The sequence below is a fragment of the Sulfitobacter sp. 1A13368 genome, from assembly GCF_043557275.1.
Taxonomy (GTDB): Bacteria; Pseudomonadota; Alphaproteobacteria; order Rhodobacterales; family Rhodobacteraceae; genus Sulfitobacter; species Sulfitobacter faviae.
The window spans coordinates 224961-240286 of sequence record NZ_JBIFFR010000004.1; the positions used below are offsets into that span (position 1 = coordinate 224961).

Genomic DNA, 15326 nt, shown 5'->3' on the forward strand with positions numbered 1-15326 from the left:
AGGCTATAGGCAAAAGAATGAACTTGTCTAATCTTTCTATTCTTGGACTTGCGTCGGACCGGATGCAGTGGCTCTCGGCCCGGCAAAAGGTCGTGTCTGAAAACGTCGCCAATGCCTCGACCCCGAACTACAAGGCGCGCGATGTATCGTCCTTTGAATCGATGCTCAGCGGCGAGTTGTCGCGCGACACCGGGCTGGTGACCACCCATGACAAACATTTCACCGGCGTCGCCCATGGCACGCCCGGCGTGCGCGAGGTGACGGATGGCCACGCCAAGGGCACCACTTTGGATGGCAATACCGTGAACCTTGAAGAACAGGCCGTGAAAGCCGCCGAGATCGGCGATCACTACAGGTTGGCCGCACAGCTTTACCGCAAAAGCTATGACATGCTGACCATGGCCGTCACCGGAAACAGGTAAGGAAAGCCCATGGATCCGCTTCAGTCCATCGCCAAAATCGCCGCCAGCGGGATGACCGCGCAGACCGCGCGTTTGCGGGTGATCTCGGAAAACGTGGCCAATGCCGATTCAACGGGCACCACGCCCGGCGCCGATCCGTTTCGCCGCAAGACCATCAGTTTCTCAGAGTTGATTGACCGCAATGGCGGCGGCTCCTTGGTGGAGGTCGACCGTATCGGGCGCGACCAATCCCCCTTTCGGCGCGATTATGACCCGGCGCATCCGGCGGCGGATGAAACCGGCTATGTCAAACGCCCCAATGTCGATCCGATCATCGAGATGGCCAACATGCGCGAAGCCTCGCGCAATTATGAGGCCAATATGAACATGTTCGAGTCGGGCCGCCGGATGCGCGGTCAGATGCTCGACCTGCTGAAGTGAGGCTGACCTGAGATGAGCGATCCCGCCTCCCTGATCTCGACCGCCGCGGTTCGCGGTGCCTATCGCACCTCGCAATCTCTGACGGCGCAAAAGGGCGAAGCCATCGCCGAAGAGGCAGGCGCCAGCGCCAATAGTTTCACCAATATGGTGCAGCAAGCCTCGGAAAGCGCGCTGGAAACGGTGCGTGAGGGCGAAGCCGTGGCCCAAGCCGGGCTGCGCGGTGAGGCGGATACCCAGCAGGTGGTCGAAGCCATGCTGGCGATGGAATCCACCGTCAAAGTGGCCGTCTCCGTGCGCGACCGCTTTGTCGAAGCCTATCAGGAAATTCTGCGGATGCCGATCTAGGCCATGACCGAAACCCAGACCTATGACATCATCTCTGCTACCGTCTGGGCCGTGCTTCTGGCCTCGGGTCCGGTGTTGGGGGTGGCGCTGGCGATTGGTCTGGTGATCGCGTTTTTCCAAGCCTTGACGCAGATTCAGGAAATGACGCTGACCTTCGTGCCCAAGATTGTGATGATCTTTGTCACCCTGCTGGCGGCGACGCCGTTTATGTATGCCACGCTGAAGAACCTGTCGGATACAGTCTTTGACCTCGTGCAGAACGGTGGGCTGTGAGGGTGTTTTGGCATATGGCCCGCGCGGCGCTGCTGGGGGCGGTGCTTGCCACCCCTGCACTCGCCCAAGGCTGGGGGTCGTTCTATGAGCCATCGCAGAAAAAAGCGGTGACCAAGACTGCGCGGACGCTGGCCGCCAAGGGCGGGCCCGAAGGCGTCTGCATCCGCGAGATCCTCGCCGCCCAAACCCGCCATGGCATCCCCGACAATCTGCTGCTGGCCATCGGCCTGCAAGAGGCAGGCACCCGCCACAACGGGCATTTCACGGTCTGGCCCTATGCGGTCAACGCCGCGGGCGAAGGGCGGCTGTTTGACAGCCGCACTGCCGCGCTGGATTGGATTGCAGAGCGTCAGGCAAGCGGTATCCGCTCTATCGATGTGGGCTGTATGCAGATCAACATGCGCTGGCACCCGGATGCCTTTGACAGCCCCGCCCAAGGGTTCGATCCGCGGGTGAATGTCGATTACGCGGCGCGCTTCCTTAAGCGGTTGCACAGGCGCACGGGCAGTTGGCTACAGGCGGCTGGGTCGTATCATTCCTTTGAGCCGGAATACCGCGACACCTACCTCGACCGTTTGCAAAAGAACATTTCCGCCGCCAACGCGCGGCTGCCGGAGCTTCAGGCCCTGGCCAGTGCCAGCCCATCCCCCGCCCGCCCGCGCAAAACGGCGCGGCGTGAGGCGGGCCGCTATGACAGGCTGGCGGCCAAGGCCACATGGGGCGCGCAGATCGGCGGGGCGGCGAACGCGCGGCGCTCGCTTTACTCGGCGCATGAGATGCAGCCGGTCCTGCCGCAGTTCACCACCGTCCCTGCGGAGGATGCGGGATGAGCACGAAACCCAATACCCTTCTGCCGCAATTGAGCATGTTTGGCGCCAATAAGGACGTGAGCTTTGCCGTCGGCATGGCGCTGGTGCTGGCGGTGCTCTTCCTGCCGCTGCCGCCGATCCTTTTGGATTTCGGGCTGGCGCTGTCGCTCTCGCTCTCGGTGCTGATCTTCATGGTGGCGCTTTGGATTCCGTCACCCTTGCAGTTCAACTCTTTCCCGACGCTGCTGCTCGTCACCACCATGCTGCGGCTGTCGCTGAACGTGGCCTCAACCCGGCTGATCCTCAGCGAAGGCCATGCGGGGATGCATGCGGCGGGGGATGTGATTCAAGGGTTCTCCAAATTCATCGTGGCGGGGAATTTCGTCATCGGTGTGGTGATCTTTGCCATCCTCGTGATCATCAATTTCGTCGTGATTACCAAGGGCTCGACCCGTATCGCCGAGGTCGCCGCGCGGTTCTCGTTGGATGCGATGCCGGGCAAGCAGATGGCGATCGACGCCGACATGGGCGCGGGGCTGATCGACGAGGATGAGGCCCGCCGCCGCCGCAAGGAGCTTGAGGACGAAAGCGCTTTCTTCGGGGCGATGGACGGTGCCTCGAAATTCGTGCGCGGCGATGCGGTGGCGGGGCTGATCATCACGCTGATCAATGTGATCGGCGGCATCCTCATCGGCGTCGTGCAGCGCGGCATGGGCGTGGGCGATGCCTTCAACGTCTTTACCTCGCTGACCATCGGCGACGGGCTGGTGAGCCAAATTCCGGCGCTTGTCGTCTCGCTCGCCGCCGGTCTGATCGTGACAAAAGGCGGCACGCGGGGGGCCGCCAATGAGGCGGTATTCGATCAGCTCTCGAACTTCCCCAAGGCGCTTTACATGGCCGCTCTGCTGCTCTTTGGCATCGGTCTTTTGCCCGGCTTCCCGCTGCTGGTCTTTGCCCTTCTGGCCGCGGCCATGGTGGGCTTGGGGCTGATGATCCAGCGCGGCGCGGCCGAGGCGGCAGAGGCCAAGGCGAAGGCCGATGCCGAGGCGCAGAAACAGCAGGACCTGCCAGAGGTCGACAACAATCCGATGCATCTGGATGAGCTGCGGCTGGTGCTGGGCGAAGGGCTGGTGGCGCTGGCCAACCGCCCCGACGCGGTACTGCCGAGCAAGATCAAATCCCTGCGCAAGCATTTCGCCGAAGAGTTCGGATTTCCCATGCCTTCGGTGCGGATCAAGGATGACGTGAGCCTGCCGATCAACAGCTACGCCTTCCAAATCCACGGCGTCGACGCGGCCAAGGGTGACATCCGGGCCAACCAGATGATGGTGATCAATCCCGAAGGCGCGCCGCTGCAACTGCCGGGTGAGGCGACGCGCGAGCCGACGTTCGGGCTCGATGCGCTTTGGGTCGACAGCAAGGTCGCCGATCAGGCCGAGGCGCAGGGCTATACGGTGGTGGACCCGGAAAGCGTGATCACCACCCATCTGACCGAAGTCGTCAAAGAGAACATGTCGGAACTACTCACCTACGGCTCGGCGAAAGAGGCGATCGAAGGGTTGGACCGGAACTATCAAAAGCTGGTCAACGACCTGCCCGTCCCCTCCCCCGCGATCCTCGTGCAGCAGGTCTTGCAGGAACTGCTGCTTGAACGCGTCTCGATCCGCAATCTGCCGCTGATCGTCGAGGCGATGGCCGAGGCCACGCGCCAGACTTCCAAGCCCGCGCTGGTGCTGGAGAACGTGCGCCGCCGCCTGTCGAGCCAGATTTGCCAAGGTCTGGCCGATGGGCAGGGCTTCGTGCCGGTCATCACCCTATCGCCCTCATGGGAGGCGGAGTTCATCGAGGCGGTCAAGATCGTAGGTGAGGACCGCACCTTTGTCATGTCGCCCAAACGGGTGCAGGAATTCGTGCTGCAAGCGCGCCAGCAGATCCAGCGCTTCGCCTCGGAAGACAGTTGGCCCGCGCTGATGGTCAACCCCGAGGCGCGGTCCTATGTGCGCTCCATGCTGGAACGGGTCAGCCCGATGACGCCGGTAATCTCCAACGCCGAGATCCATCGCAAGGTATCCCTGCGGACCGTCGCCACCATCGGGGGCTAGGGATGGACCTCTCGGCCCTCCTGACCGACGCCCTAATGGGGTATTTCGTCGTTTTTGCCCGGATCGGCAGCGCGCTTGTGTTCATGCCGGGGTTCGGGGAGACCTCGGTGCCGATGCGGCATCGGTTGTTCTTTGGCCTGATCCTGAGCGCCGCGCTCTATCCCGTGACCGGCCTCGGCCCGGTGGCCGAGGATCGCCCCGCCGCGCTGCTGCTGATCTTTGGCTCTGAGATCACCGTGGGGCTTTGGATCGGACTGGTGGCGCGCACGCTGCTTTCGGCGCTGCAATTCGCGGGCTATCAGATGGCCCTGATGTCTGGGCTGGCCAATGCTTTGGCCCCGAACATTGGCGCCTTCGAGGGGGCGACCTCTATGGCGGCGATGCTGTTGATCGGGGCCACGGCGCTGATCTTCATCACCGACCTGCACCACCTCATCATTGAATCGCTGCTGATGTCCTATCAGGTCTTCGTGCCCGGCACCTTCATGCTGGCCGATCTGACCGACCAATTCGCGCGGGCGACGCAGGTGAGCCTCTATCTTGGCCTGTCCATCGCAGCCCCCTTCTATGTCGCCGGTCTGGTGCTGAACGTCGGGATGGGTCTGGCCAACCGCATGATGGCGAGCCTTCAGGTCTTCTTTATCGCCCAGCCCTTGCTGATCGCCGCCGGGCTGGCCTTGATGGTGCTGGCGGTTCCGACCATGATGCGCGGGTTTCTTGAGCCTTTCGCGAATTGGCTTACCACCTACGGATTCTAGCCCATGTCGGAAGAGGACAAGAGCAGTAAGACCGAAGAGCCGACGGAGAAAAAGCTCCGCGACGCGCGCAAGAAAGGCGACGTGCCGCAATCGCGCGAGACCGGCACCGCGATGCTGGTCTTTGCCCTGCTGATGATCCTGATCTTCGTGCTGCCCGCCTCGATCGACGGGATCGTGGCGGCGCTACAAAGCCCCCTTTTGGGGGCGGGTGTCACCGCCATCGGCACCGGCGGCACTGGTGTTGCAGAAGCGGGCCAGGTGTTGAAATCGCTTGGCTTTACGCTTGGGCTGGCGATGATGCCGGTGGTCGGGATCATGGTGCTGGCAGCCCTCTTCGGCGTGTTAATCCAAGGCGAGACTGTCGTCTCGGCCGAGCGGATCAAACCGAAGTTCTCCAAGCTGAACCCGCTGTCGGGGTTCAAGCGGCTGTTCTCGGCCGAAGCTTTCGTGGAGTTTGCCAAGAATACGGCCAAGGTGCTGGTGATCGGTTTCATCACCGTCTGGCCCGTGCGTGACATCGCGCAGTCACTGGGCCAGACGCAGGCTTTCATTCCCGAGACGCTGCTGCAAGCGACCCTGCAAAAGGTGCGCTGGATCTTTCTGGTCACCACCGTGCTTCTGGTGCCCATCGCCATCGCCGACATCATCTGGAAGCGGGCGCAGTGGAAAAAGAAACAGATGATGAGCCTTAAGGAGATCCGCGACGAGCATAAAGACAGCGAGGGTGATCCGCAGATCAAGGGCCGCCGCGCCGAATTGCGCCGCGCCCGGGCCCGCCAGCGCATCGCGCAGGCCATCCCCAATGCCAGCGTGATCCTGACCAACCCGACCCATTACGCCGTGGCGCTGAAATATGAACAGGGCGTCGATGACGTGCCGGTCTGCGTGGCCAAAGGGGCCGATGTCATGGCCCACCGCATCCGCGAGTTGGCCAAGGAACACGACATTCCGATGATCGAGAACCGCCCGCTGGCCCGCGCCCTCCACGCGGCGGTGGAGGTCGACGACCGCATCCCGATGGAGCATTGGCAGGCCGTGGCCGAGATTATCGGCTTTGTCATGGACCTGCGCCGCAACGTGCGCCGCAAGCCCCCTGCCGGGTCGTCAATCCGCGAGGAGTGATGCGCGTTCAGCGCAGGCGCAGCCCTTCGAGGTTGCGGTCGGCGGGGAGTTTGGAGCGCTCCAGCAGGATTTTCGTGATCAACCGCGCCCGGACAAGGCTGAACGAGCCCATGATCTGCGCGGCGTCCCGTTCGGGCATGGCACCGATGACCTGCACAGCGGTTTCCACGTCGATCTCATCCATGATGCCTGCCGCCACCTGCGGCTTCATGTTGCGGTAAAGTTCGACCAGTTTGGTCATGTCCTGATTGTTCGCCTCTTCGATCACCTTAAGCTGCGCGCCGATCTCGTCGCGCAGGCTGGCGAGGCGGGTTTGTTCGGCCTTGAGGCTCTGTTCGGCCAGCGCAAGCTTGGCTTCGCGGTCGGCAATCGTGTCGCGTTGCTCTTTCAGCAGCGCCCGCTCTTCGGCGATGGCTTCGGCGATCAGATGGCTTGGCTCGCACATGCCGCTCTCGCCCGGGGCGCTGGCGTCATAGCTGGGTGGCGCGGGGGCGGCGGCAAGCTCAACAGGGACCGGGGGCGTGTCATCGGGGGTTTTGGCAATGGCCATCATCGGCATGAACTCAACCGTGAGTTTGAGCACACCAGCCACGCCAAGGCCAAAAAGCGCGATCTTGGGCAGGGAAATACGGCTCATTCCTTACGCTCCTTGGTGATGTCGAAAAAGGTGCGGACCAGTTCGGATTTGCCCTGTACCGCCGCTTGGCCCCGGACCTGCGCACGGCCCTTGAGCCGCGCGGCGCGCATCTGAGCAGGGCTCTGGCCTGCCGGAGCAGGCTCGGGCCCGGCTTGACGGGACGGCGTCGCCTCGCGCTGCACTGGCGGCTCGGGGCGCTGTACCTTGGTGCTGAGGTCACGCAGGTCTTCGACCGATTTCGCCGATTGATCGACCGCATTGGAAAAGGCCCCGACCATCGGCTCCATCTCTTTCAGGGTCGCCATCAGGGCGCGAACGCGGCGGTCGAGGATAAAGGCATAGACCAACGTGCCGACCAGCAGCACGATGATGAGGATATCAATCAAGGCCGGCATCATCGTCGCTGTCCTCCTGATTTTCCTTAGGGAGCAGGGATTGGATCACCCGCAGCGCCAAAGCGCCATTGCTGCGCTGACCAAAGGCGGCTTGGAACATCGGCTGGGCGTTCACCATGCCAACCACGGGGGTATCGACGGTCATGCCCAGATCGATCACCTGACCGGGCTTCCATTCCAGCACCTCATGCAGCGGGATCGTCACCTGCTGCAGCACGCCGGTAATGGTGACCGTGGTGCTGGAGATCTGGCTGTTCATATCCTTGCGCGCGTTGCTGTCGGTTGGCGAGCGCCCGCCAAGGAAGGGCTGCGCAAGCTGGGCGCTGACCTCATCCAGCGTGCCATAGGGCAAGACCAGCGCCATATGGCCGCTGCGGTCTTCGAATTGCATATGCAAGCGGACCAGCACCGTCGCGGTGCGCGGCGCGGCCAGCATGACCGAGCGGGGGTTGGATTCGAGCGATTGAATGTCGAATTGCACCGGGCTGACATCATGCAGGCAATGCGCCAAACCTTTGAGCGACAATTCCGCCAGCCTGCGGCCCAGTTTCTGCTCAATCGCGGTCAAGCCGCGGGGTTTCCACTGCTGACTGGTGGCGCGACGGCCACCCAGCATGATCTCAAGCACCGAAAACAGCAGGTCAGGCTCGACCACGCAGGCGATCTGGCTGCCCCAGCTTTCCGCATTGGCAATGGCGATGAGCGAGGGCGACTGGATGCTCTCCATCGCGTCCTCATAGGGCATGTATTCAAGCGAGCTCAGCTCGATCTCGGGGGCGACGGTGCAATAGGACTTGAGGTCGGGCACCAGCGCCAGCAGCAGACGGTCGATGATGATCTCAAGCGTGGGCAGGCGCTGGAAGCTTTCGCGCGCCTGACGGATCATCGTCTCTTCGAGGCTCAGCGCATCGGGGGAGGCCGCTATCGTCATTGCACCACCATATCGGCAATCAGGATTTCATGCGGCGCGTCGGTGTGCCCCACAGCCCGCGCCCGGCGCAGCAGTTCGGTCTTTAGCATCGCCAGCCCATAGCTGCCCGACAGGTCGCTGACATGCAACTGGCGCAGGAAATCCTGGAAACTGTCGCGCAGGTAAATCTCGCGCGCGATCAAACGGTCCGCGCCCTCGGCGGTTTCGTCATAGACCATCAGCATGTTAAGCTTGAGAAAGCGGCTGGTCTGCCCGCCCTGCGGGCCGGTGTCGGTGACGTTCACGATGATCTCAGGAAAAGGCATGACCGGCATTTTGACTTCGGTCTTTGGCTTTGCGCCGTGGCCGTCTTCGCCGCCCTTCTCGCCGTGATCGTTCTCAGCCGTCTCAACGGTCTCTTCGGCGGTTTCCTCACCCCCCAGCCCGGCCATTTCAAGCAGCCCCGAAGGGCCGATGGCCAGCGTGACCCCACCCAGACCCGCAAGAAGGCAGAGCAAGACGACAGCAAGGATAGCGAGAGGCTTTTTCATTCTTTCACTCTTAATCGGATCCCGCGCGAAGCGCCACATGCAAGAACAAATACATCTTCAAACAAGCTTTATTGCAACAGAAACCTGTTTATTTTTCGGATCGGCCAAGTATAAATCGATATATGCTTGCATAGTGAGGGCCGAGTGGAGAATGCTCGGGCCATACAACCGAGTGAGGGGCCGTGAATCAGATCGTTGAAAACCTTAAGGATTTGGGTCCAAAGCGGCTGGCTCTCCTCGGCGGCATCGGTCTGGCGATCACCGCGGCCATCTTTATCGGCGCGCGGACCATCCTCGCCCCCACCTATGTCCCGGTTTACAGCCAGTTGAGCCCCGGCACCGCCTCGCAGATGATGCAGACGCTGGAACAGGCGGGGCTGACGGTCGATCTGTCGCGCAACGGCGATACCATTTCGGTCGCCGAGACCGACATCGCCCGCGCCCGCATGGCGCTGGCCGATGCGGGGCTGCCCGGTGAAGGCGTCCCGGGGTGGGAGATTTTCGACAATATGTCCGGCATGGGGATGAACTCCTTCATGCAAAAGGTGAACCGCCTGCGCGCGCTGGAAGGTGAGCTGGCCCGGTCGATCCAGACGATCAGCGGCATCAAGGCCGCGCGGGTGCATCTGGTGCTGCCCGAACGCGCCGCCTTTTCGCGCAGCCGGGCCGAGGCCAGCGGCTCTGTCATCGTGCGGTCGCAGGCCAATACCAGCATGACCCGCCGTCAGGCGCAGGCGATCCAAGCGCTGGTGGCCTCCGCCGTGGCGGATTTGGAAGCGCAGAACGTGACCGTCCTGTCAGCCTCGGGCGAGACGATCCTGGCCAAGGATGAGGGCGGCAGCTCCGACTTCTCGCTGCAAGGGCAGCGCAGCATGATCGAAGAGCAATTGGCGCAAAAGGTTGAATCGATCCTCAACGCCCGGGTTGGGCCGGGCAATGCCCGCGTGCGGGTCAGCGTCGATCTGACGACCGAGCGCGAAGTCCGCGTCTCGCGCAGCTTCGATCCCGCCCAGCAGGTCGCCCGGTCGATCGAAACCCGCGTGCGCAACTCGAACGAGACCGACCCGGCGGCGGCCACAGTGGATGTGGCCAACAACATCCCCGATGAGCTGCGCGACGATGCGGGCGGGGCCGCAGGCCAGTCCACCCGCTCGGAAAACGATGAGATCATCAACTATGAGATCGGCTCGGTTCAGAGCGAATTGGTGCGCGAGCCGGGCGATATTGAGCGTATCTCGGTCGCGGTTCTGGTCAACGGCAGCTATGGCACCCTGCCCGATGGCTCCGAAGGCTATATCGAGCGCAGCCCCGAGGAGATGGCGCGCCTGACGCAGCTGGTCAGCACGGCCATCGGCTTTGATCAGGCCCGGGGCGATCAGGTGCAGGTCGACAGCCTGCAATTCCTCGATTTCGATTCCGAGTTCAGCAACCCCGCCAGCCGTGGCTTGGGCGCGGTGCTGGCGGATAACGCCATGACCATCCTGCGTTCGCTCTTTGCCTTGGCGCTGGTGGCAATCATCATGGTGCTGGGCGCCCGCCCGCTGCGCATGGTGCTGGATGCCACCCTGCCCCAACCCGCGCTGGCCGGTGCTGGCGCTGACGCCGCACTGTTGGGCGGTCCTGAGGACGATCACGCGCCCAAGGCGCTGACCGGCGGCACCCAGACAGAGACCCCGCAGAACCGCCTGCCCACCCCGGCAGGGGCGCAGACCGGTGCGGTGCTCGGCCCGATGGATGAGATGCCCCGCGACATGGTACACCTTGCCTCGGTCGAGGGGGCGGTTCAGCACAGCCAATTGCGCGCCGTGGCCGAACTGGCCGAGGACAACACCGATGACGCCCTGCGCGTTCTGGGCGAATGGCTGTCGGAAGGGGATGATCTGTGATCACGAGCCTCAAGCTTCAGAACTTCGACGAAGACGGCAAGAGCAAGCCGCAAGACCCGGCGCTGCCCACCCCCGAAGAGATCGAAGCGAAGATCAAGAAGGCCCATAAGCAGGGCCATATCGAAGGCTATCTGGCCGGGGCCGATGCGGGCCGCGCCGAGATGCATCAGACCATGCAGGCCGAACACGCCGCCATGGCCGAAAAGCTCGCGCAGGAATTGGCGCGGCTGGCAGATGCGATGCAGGCCCATCAAGACGCGCTGATGGCGCAGATCGTAGGCTTTACCCTGCAAACCTGCGAGATCGTCCTGCCCGAGGTGATCGAACGGCTGTCGACCGAGCGGGTGAAAAAGACCGTGACCCAATCGCTGAAAATGGCCATCGGGTCGAGCCATATCAAAGTGCGCCTGTCGCCCGCCACGCTGGACCAGATCGGCCCCGACCTGCGCCAACGCGCGGTCTATTACAAATGCGATGGCGTCTTGGACCTGCGGGCCGATGCCGACCTGCCCGATGGCGATGCGCGCATGGAATGGGACCACGGCAGCCTTGATTACGGGTTCAAAAAGATTTGCGACCGCCTGCTCGCCGAATTGCGCGACACCCATGCGCGGGCGCTGAAAGCACAAAAGGAGAAGGACGGAAATGGACAAGCCTGACCTGCAATCCCCCCAAGACGACAACAAAGCCACAGACGGCAAAGCGCCTGACGCCACGCCAGAGCAGCCGCGCGCCGATGCCTTTGGCAACGCCGCCAGCGCAGGCGGCGATGATGCGGGCGTCTTCCCGCAGCTTGACACCGAAGATTCGCGCAACGCGCTGGCCCCCCGCCCCGATGCAGGCGGCGCGGGCATCAACGCGATGCTGAACGTCGGCCTCGACGTGCAGATCGTGCTGGGCCAAGCCCGTATGCCGATCTCGCGTCTGCTGGAACTCACCCGCGGCTCTATCGTGGAGTTAAACCGCAAGATCGGCGCACCGGTGGATCTCATGGTCTCGGACCGTCTGGTGGCGCGCGGTGATCTCGTAAAGGTCGGTGAAGACCGGCTGGGCGTGTCCCTGACCCAGATCGTCAAGGACTATGTCCCTGACTGACCGCCCCTCTCTGCGCAGCCATGCGTCGGGCCGGATGGGCCTTGCCCTGCTGGTGCTTCTCGCCAGCGGCGGCATGGCCGTGGCCCAAGACGGCGGGTTTCTCAGCACCCTGTCGGATGTGATCGGCGATACCGCGCCCGGCAGTGACGAAAACGCCAATCTTTCGGGCCGGATCGTCCAGTTTATCGCGCTGATCACCGTGCTCAGCATCGCGCCTGGGCTTTTGGTGGTGATGACCAGCTTCACCCGCTTTGTCATCGTCCTGTCGATGCTGCGCTCGGCCCTTGGCCTGAACCAGACCCCGCCCAATATCGTGCTGACCTCGCTGGCGCTATTCATGACCTTCTTCGTCATGCAGCCGGTGTTTGAGGACGCCTATGAGGCCGGGGTGGAACCGCTGTTGGAAAACGCCATCGCCGAAGAGCAGGCGCTGGAGCGGATCGCCGCGCCCTTTAAGACCTTCATGTACGTCAACACGCGGCCCGAAGACTACGCCCTGTTCCTGCGCATCGCGCCCGCGGATGAAGAGGCCGAAGAAAGCCCCCTGCCCGCCTCGGCGGAAGAGGCCACCTTCCGCCATCTGGTGCCCGCCTTCATGATCTCGGAACTGCGCCGCGCCTTTACCATCGGTTTTCTGATCTACCTGCCCTTCGTCGCCATCGACCTCATCGTCGCCTCGGTCTTGATGAGCGCGGGGATGATGATGCTGCCCCCGGTGCTGATCTCCTTGCCGTTCAAGGTGATCTTCTTCGTGCTGATCGACGGTTGGTACATGCTGGCGGGATCGCTGATTGAAAGCTATGTGCCGCTTGCCGGTGGCTGACCTGCACTGAAAGGATCTCTCCATGTCGACCAATGCCCTTTCCAAATCCCGCAGAAAGCCCATCACGGTGGAGGATCTGAACGGTCCGACCAAAGCCGCCATCACCTTTCTCTGCCTCGGCGAGCAGACCGGATCGGAACTCATGCAAAAGCTCGGCACCGCCGAGATCGAGCGTATCACCAGCGCCATGAGCCGCCTCGGCCCGATCCCGGCGGAGGTGGTGGAACATGTGCTCAAAGAGTTCACCCAAAAGGTCGTCAGCGGCACCGGATCGGTCGTGGGGTCGCTGTCGACGGCGGAATCCATGTTGCGCAAATTCATGCCCGAAGAGCAGGTGACCAGCATCATGGAAGGCCTCAAGAACAGCGAGCGCGAAAGCGCCATGTGGCGCGGCTTTGGCGCGCTGGATGAGACCGTGATCGCCAATTACCTTAAGGGCGAGCATGACCAAACCGCCGCGGCGATCCTCAACAACGTCGATACCGGCGTGGCCGCCAAGGTGCTGCCGCTGCTGGGCCCTGAGCGGATGCAAGACATCGCCGAGCGCATGATCGCGATGGAGGCCGTGCCACTGCATATGATGCAGCAGATCGAAGAGACGTTGAAACAAGATATCCTGTCGAATGCGATGCACACCAATTCGGTCGAGACGCATCAGCGCATGGCGGATCTGTTCAACCAGTTGGATGTGCAGGCCTTTGAGGAGCTTTCCGGCGCGCTGGACGCGCGTATTCCGGACGCTTTCCAAGCCATCAAACAGCGCATGTTCGTCTTTGACGACCTGTTCAAACTGCCGATGCAGGACTTGGCGCAGGTCATGCGCGGGCTCGATGGGGCGACCCTGCCGATGGCGATGCGCGGGGCCAAGAAAGAGCAGCGCGACCACCTGATGGAATGCCTGCCGCAACGCTCGCGCCAAATGCTGATGGACGAGATGGCCGCCACCGGCCCGGTCCGGGGCCGCGACGTGCGCGCGGCACAGGCCGCCATGGTGGAATATGCCAAAAGCCTTGCCGATCAAGGCGTGATCGAACTGCCCTCGGCAGCCGATGACGACGAATTCATCGAATAATGGGGGTCAGCGGTAGACGCTCGACGCGCTATAGCCGCCGGTGATCGTGGGGATGTCAATGGTCGCGGCCGTAAAGCTGCCGCCCTGCCCGATCGAGACAGCCCCCTGCATCAGCGAAAGCACCGTGCTCGACGACGAAGAGACACCTTCGACCGCATCGTAAATCGCCGAGAACCGCGAGACGAGCTTGTCGACCTCCGCCGGGTCTTGCAGCTTTTCGATGTCGAACTTCTGCTCAAAGAGCGCGATCTGACGGTCGAGATCGACCTGAATCGCCTCATCCGGCACACCAAGCGCGCGGCGCATGAATTTGCCGAGGTCTTCGTCCTTCAGCACGTCGAGCCAAGAGTCGATCTCAGCCGCCTTAGCTTTGAACTCCAAGGCGATGCGCGCGCCTTCGTTGTCCTCTCCGGCCTCGTTCAGCACGAAACGTTCCTTGAAACGGTCGATCATCTCGGCCTGCCAATCGACCTTATCAAGGTTCGCACTGCTTCCCCCTCCGGGCGTGAAGCCCAAAGTGAGATACATCTCGCGAATCTTGGGGTCGCTGAGGCGGTTCACCAGCGCGGAACTGTCGGTGATATCGCTCTCTAACGTCTTGCGGATCATCGCCTTGCCAAAGATCTGATCTTCAAGGTCGAAGGCCCGCATGACGAAAGTATAGACTTCCGTATCGGCAATCAGTTCCTCCGGGGAAGAGATGCTGCCGATACGCTCTTCAAAGGCTTCGATCTGCCGGGCGTTCAGGGCGTTGCTGGCGGCAAGGTCGAGCTGTTTGTCGCGCGTTGCGTCAAACAGTTTGACCGCCACCTGCGTGCCCATGCCGCCCAGCGAAATCATGCGTGCGCGGCCTCATGGCTAGAGGCGGGCGGCACCGGGCGCAGCTGCATGAGTTCGGTCTCGTATTTCAGGACCGCGCGCAGTTCGCTCATAGCCTTGTAGAAATCGGCCATGGAGACGAAATTCGCCGCTTCCATGATCCGGCTGCGCATCTCGGCGCCAAAGCAACAGGCCAGATCGGCCAAGCCCTGCTGGATCATCGGCAGTATTTGATCGCGTGTATCGGGACGGATCAGCGCGGTTTGTACCAAGAAATAGACCTTGGAAACAGGCGTGGATTCCGCATCCGGCTTCAACAGATCGGACTCGCGCACGATGTCGGCGCGGTTCTCGACCGTCAGCGCTTGGCGACGGTCGCCGTTGCGGATGACGCAGCCGTTTACAACAACGCGTTCGCGGGGGCGGAGGGTGAGTTTCAGCATCTTACACCTCCTGCATCTGCGGCGCGGCCTGCCCGGCCAAACCGGCGGCAATATTGCCGTTGATCTCGACGAGACCCGCCAAGCGGCCTTCGCCGGCCATCAGCGCGGTGCTATGACGGTCCACCCAAAGCGCGATGGAAATGAGCGAGGCTTTCAACCCGTCGGGCATCTTGTTTTCCGGCTCGGACAGGTCAAAGCGCAGGGCCGACCAGAACCGTTGATTTTCGTAGATCGCGTCGCGCAGACCGGAGGCGAGGATGTTCAACCGTTCGCTCTTATCGTCTGTCGCATCGAAGCCTTGGCCCTTTTCGGCAAGGTCATGTGTAACGCGGCTCAGGATGCGGCGCTCGATCTGCCGCGGGGTTTCGCTTTCGCGAATTGTTCGTTTGTATGCTGCCAGCCCCATAGGAATTCTTCCTTGTTTTTATCGTTTGCTGCCTGCCA

General features: G+C 62.4%; 20 protein-coding genes. 13 read left to right on the top strand and 7 right to left on the bottom strand.

The window, feature by feature from the left end:
- Positions 1-17 precede the first annotated feature (17 nt).
- The 8 genes from flgB to flhB are packed head-to-tail and all read left to right on the top strand — an operon-like array spanning position 18 to position 6251.
- Entirely contained in the window at positions 18-422 is a 405-nt protein-coding gene (gene flgB / locus ACGYK4_RS10545; protein ID WP_067261029.1) for a flagellar basal body rod protein FlgB, read from the top strand.
- A 9-nt stretch (positions 423-431) separates the two neighbouring features.
- Positions 432-842 (top strand): flagellar basal body rod protein FlgC, encoded by a 411-nt coding sequence (gene flgC, locus ACGYK4_RS10550; RefSeq protein ID WP_067261031.1) that lies wholly within the window; start codon positions 432-434, stop codon positions 840-842.
- Positions 843-854: 12 nt separating this feature from the next.
- Positions 855-1187, top strand: coding sequence for a flagellar hook-basal body complex protein FliE (locus ACGYK4_RS10555; RefSeq protein ID WP_067261033.1), 333 nt, complete (start codon positions 855-857; stop codon positions 1185-1187).
- A 3-nt stretch (positions 1188-1190) separates the two neighbouring features.
- The gene (gene fliQ / locus ACGYK4_RS10560; RefSeq protein ID WP_067630399.1) at positions 1191-1460 is read left to right on the top strand and encodes a flagellar biosynthesis protein FliQ; all 270 of its coding nucleotides are present in this window, start codon (positions 1191-1193) and stop codon (positions 1458-1460) included.
- 14 nt (positions 1461-1474) lie between these two features.
- The gene (locus ACGYK4_RS10565; RefSeq protein ID WP_394456381.1) at positions 1475-2290 is read left to right on the top strand and encodes a lytic transglycosylase domain-containing protein; all 816 of its coding nucleotides are present in this window, start codon (positions 1475-1477) and stop codon (positions 2288-2290) included.
- A complete protein-coding gene (gene flhA, locus ACGYK4_RS10570) occupies positions 2287-4371 on the top strand; it encodes a flagellar biosynthesis protein FlhA (protein ID WP_394456383.1) in 2085 nt (694 codons plus the stop codon). The genes ACGYK4_RS10565 and flhA overlap by 4 nt, the downstream gene beginning before the upstream one ends.
- A 2-nt stretch (positions 4372-4373) precedes the next feature.
- Positions 4374-5129: a flagellar biosynthetic protein FliR gene (locus ACGYK4_RS10575; protein WP_168613101.1), complete on the top strand. Its 756-nt coding sequence runs from the start codon at positions 4374-4376 to the stop codon at positions 5127-5129.
- Positions 5130-5132: 3 nt separating this feature from the next.
- Entirely contained in the window at positions 5133-6251 is a 1119-nt protein-coding gene (gene flhB, locus ACGYK4_RS10580) for a flagellar biosynthesis protein FlhB (protein ID WP_394456385.1), read from the top strand.
- A gap of 7 nt (positions 6252-6258) precedes the next feature.
- Here flhB and ACGYK4_RS10585 read toward each other — a convergent pair whose 3' ends face one another.
- From ACGYK4_RS10585 to fliL, 4 genes are read right to left on the bottom strand one after another with little or no spacing between them, the layout of a single operon-like run.
- Positions 6259-6888, bottom strand: coding sequence for a MotE family protein (locus ACGYK4_RS10585; RefSeq protein ID WP_394456387.1), 630 nt, complete (start codon positions 6886-6888; stop codon positions 6259-6261).
- Positions 6885-7283, bottom strand: coding sequence for a flagellar motor switch protein (locus tag ACGYK4_RS10590; RefSeq protein WP_394456388.1), 399 nt, complete (start codon positions 7281-7283; stop codon positions 6885-6887). Before ACGYK4_RS10590 ends, ACGYK4_RS10585 begins: the two co-directional genes overlap by 4 nt.
- On the bottom strand, positions 7267-8214 hold the full coding sequence (locus ACGYK4_RS10595) for a FliM/FliN family flagellar motor switch protein (RefSeq protein WP_168612849.1): 948 nt from the start codon (positions 8212-8214) through the stop codon (positions 7267-7269). The genes ACGYK4_RS10590 and ACGYK4_RS10595 overlap by 17 nt, the downstream gene beginning before the upstream one ends.
- Entirely contained in the window at positions 8211-8744 is a 534-nt protein-coding gene (gene fliL, locus ACGYK4_RS10600) for a flagellar basal body-associated protein FliL (protein WP_394456390.1), read from the bottom strand. The genes ACGYK4_RS10595 and fliL overlap by 4 nt, the downstream gene beginning before the upstream one ends.
- Positions 8745-8926: 182 nt before the next feature.
- On the opposite strand from fliL, the gene fliF reads away from it, so the two are divergent.
- Genes fliF through ACGYK4_RS10625 form a run of 5 tightly spaced genes read left to right on the top strand, consistent with a single transcriptional unit; the run spans position 8927 to position 13620 of the window.
- Entirely contained in the window at positions 8927-10630 is a 1704-nt protein-coding gene (gene fliF / locus ACGYK4_RS10605; RefSeq protein WP_394456392.1) for a flagellar basal-body MS-ring/collar protein FliF, read from the top strand.
- On the top strand, positions 10627-11289 hold the full coding sequence (locus ACGYK4_RS10610; RefSeq protein ID WP_394456394.1) for a FliH/SctL family protein: 663 nt from the start codon (positions 10627-10629) through the stop codon (positions 11287-11289). The genes fliF and ACGYK4_RS10610 overlap by 4 nt, the downstream gene beginning before the upstream one ends.
- The gene (locus ACGYK4_RS10615) at positions 11276-11725 is read left to right on the top strand and encodes a FliM/FliN family flagellar motor switch protein (protein WP_394456396.1); all 450 of its coding nucleotides are present in this window, start codon (positions 11276-11278) and stop codon (positions 11723-11725) included. The genes ACGYK4_RS10610 and ACGYK4_RS10615 overlap by 14 nt, the downstream gene beginning before the upstream one ends.
- Positions 11712-12548: a flagellar type III secretion system pore protein FliP gene (gene fliP, locus ACGYK4_RS10620; RefSeq protein ID WP_394432610.1), complete on the top strand. Its 837-nt coding sequence runs from the start codon at positions 11712-11714 to the stop codon at positions 12546-12548. Before ACGYK4_RS10615 ends, fliP begins: the two co-directional genes overlap by 14 nt.
- A 22-nt stretch (positions 12549-12570) precedes the next feature.
- Positions 12571-13620: a flagellar motor switch protein FliG gene (locus tag ACGYK4_RS10625; protein ID WP_168612843.1), complete on the top strand. Its 1050-nt coding sequence runs from the start codon at positions 12571-12573 to the stop codon at positions 13618-13620.
- A gap of 6 nt (positions 13621-13626) precedes the next feature.
- On the opposite strand, the gene ACGYK4_RS10630 is transcribed toward ACGYK4_RS10625, so the two are convergent.
- The 3 genes from ACGYK4_RS10630 to flaF are packed head-to-tail and all read right to left on the bottom strand — an operon-like array spanning position 13627 to position 15288.
- Positions 13627-14460: a DUF1217 domain-containing protein gene (locus ACGYK4_RS10630; RefSeq protein WP_168612842.1), complete on the bottom strand. Its 834-nt coding sequence runs from the start codon at positions 14458-14460 to the stop codon at positions 13627-13629.
- Positions 14457-14882: a flagellar biosynthesis repressor FlbT gene (locus ACGYK4_RS10635; RefSeq protein ID WP_243261237.1), complete on the bottom strand. Its 426-nt coding sequence runs from the start codon at positions 14880-14882 to the stop codon at positions 14457-14459. The genes ACGYK4_RS10630 and ACGYK4_RS10635 overlap by 4 nt, the downstream gene beginning before the upstream one ends.
- A 1-nt stretch (position 14883) precedes the next feature.
- Positions 14884-15288: a flagellar biosynthesis regulator FlaF gene (gene flaF / locus ACGYK4_RS10640; protein ID WP_067262368.1), complete on the bottom strand. Its 405-nt coding sequence runs from the start codon at positions 15286-15288 to the stop codon at positions 14884-14886.
- Positions 15289-15326 lie beyond the last annotated feature (38 nt).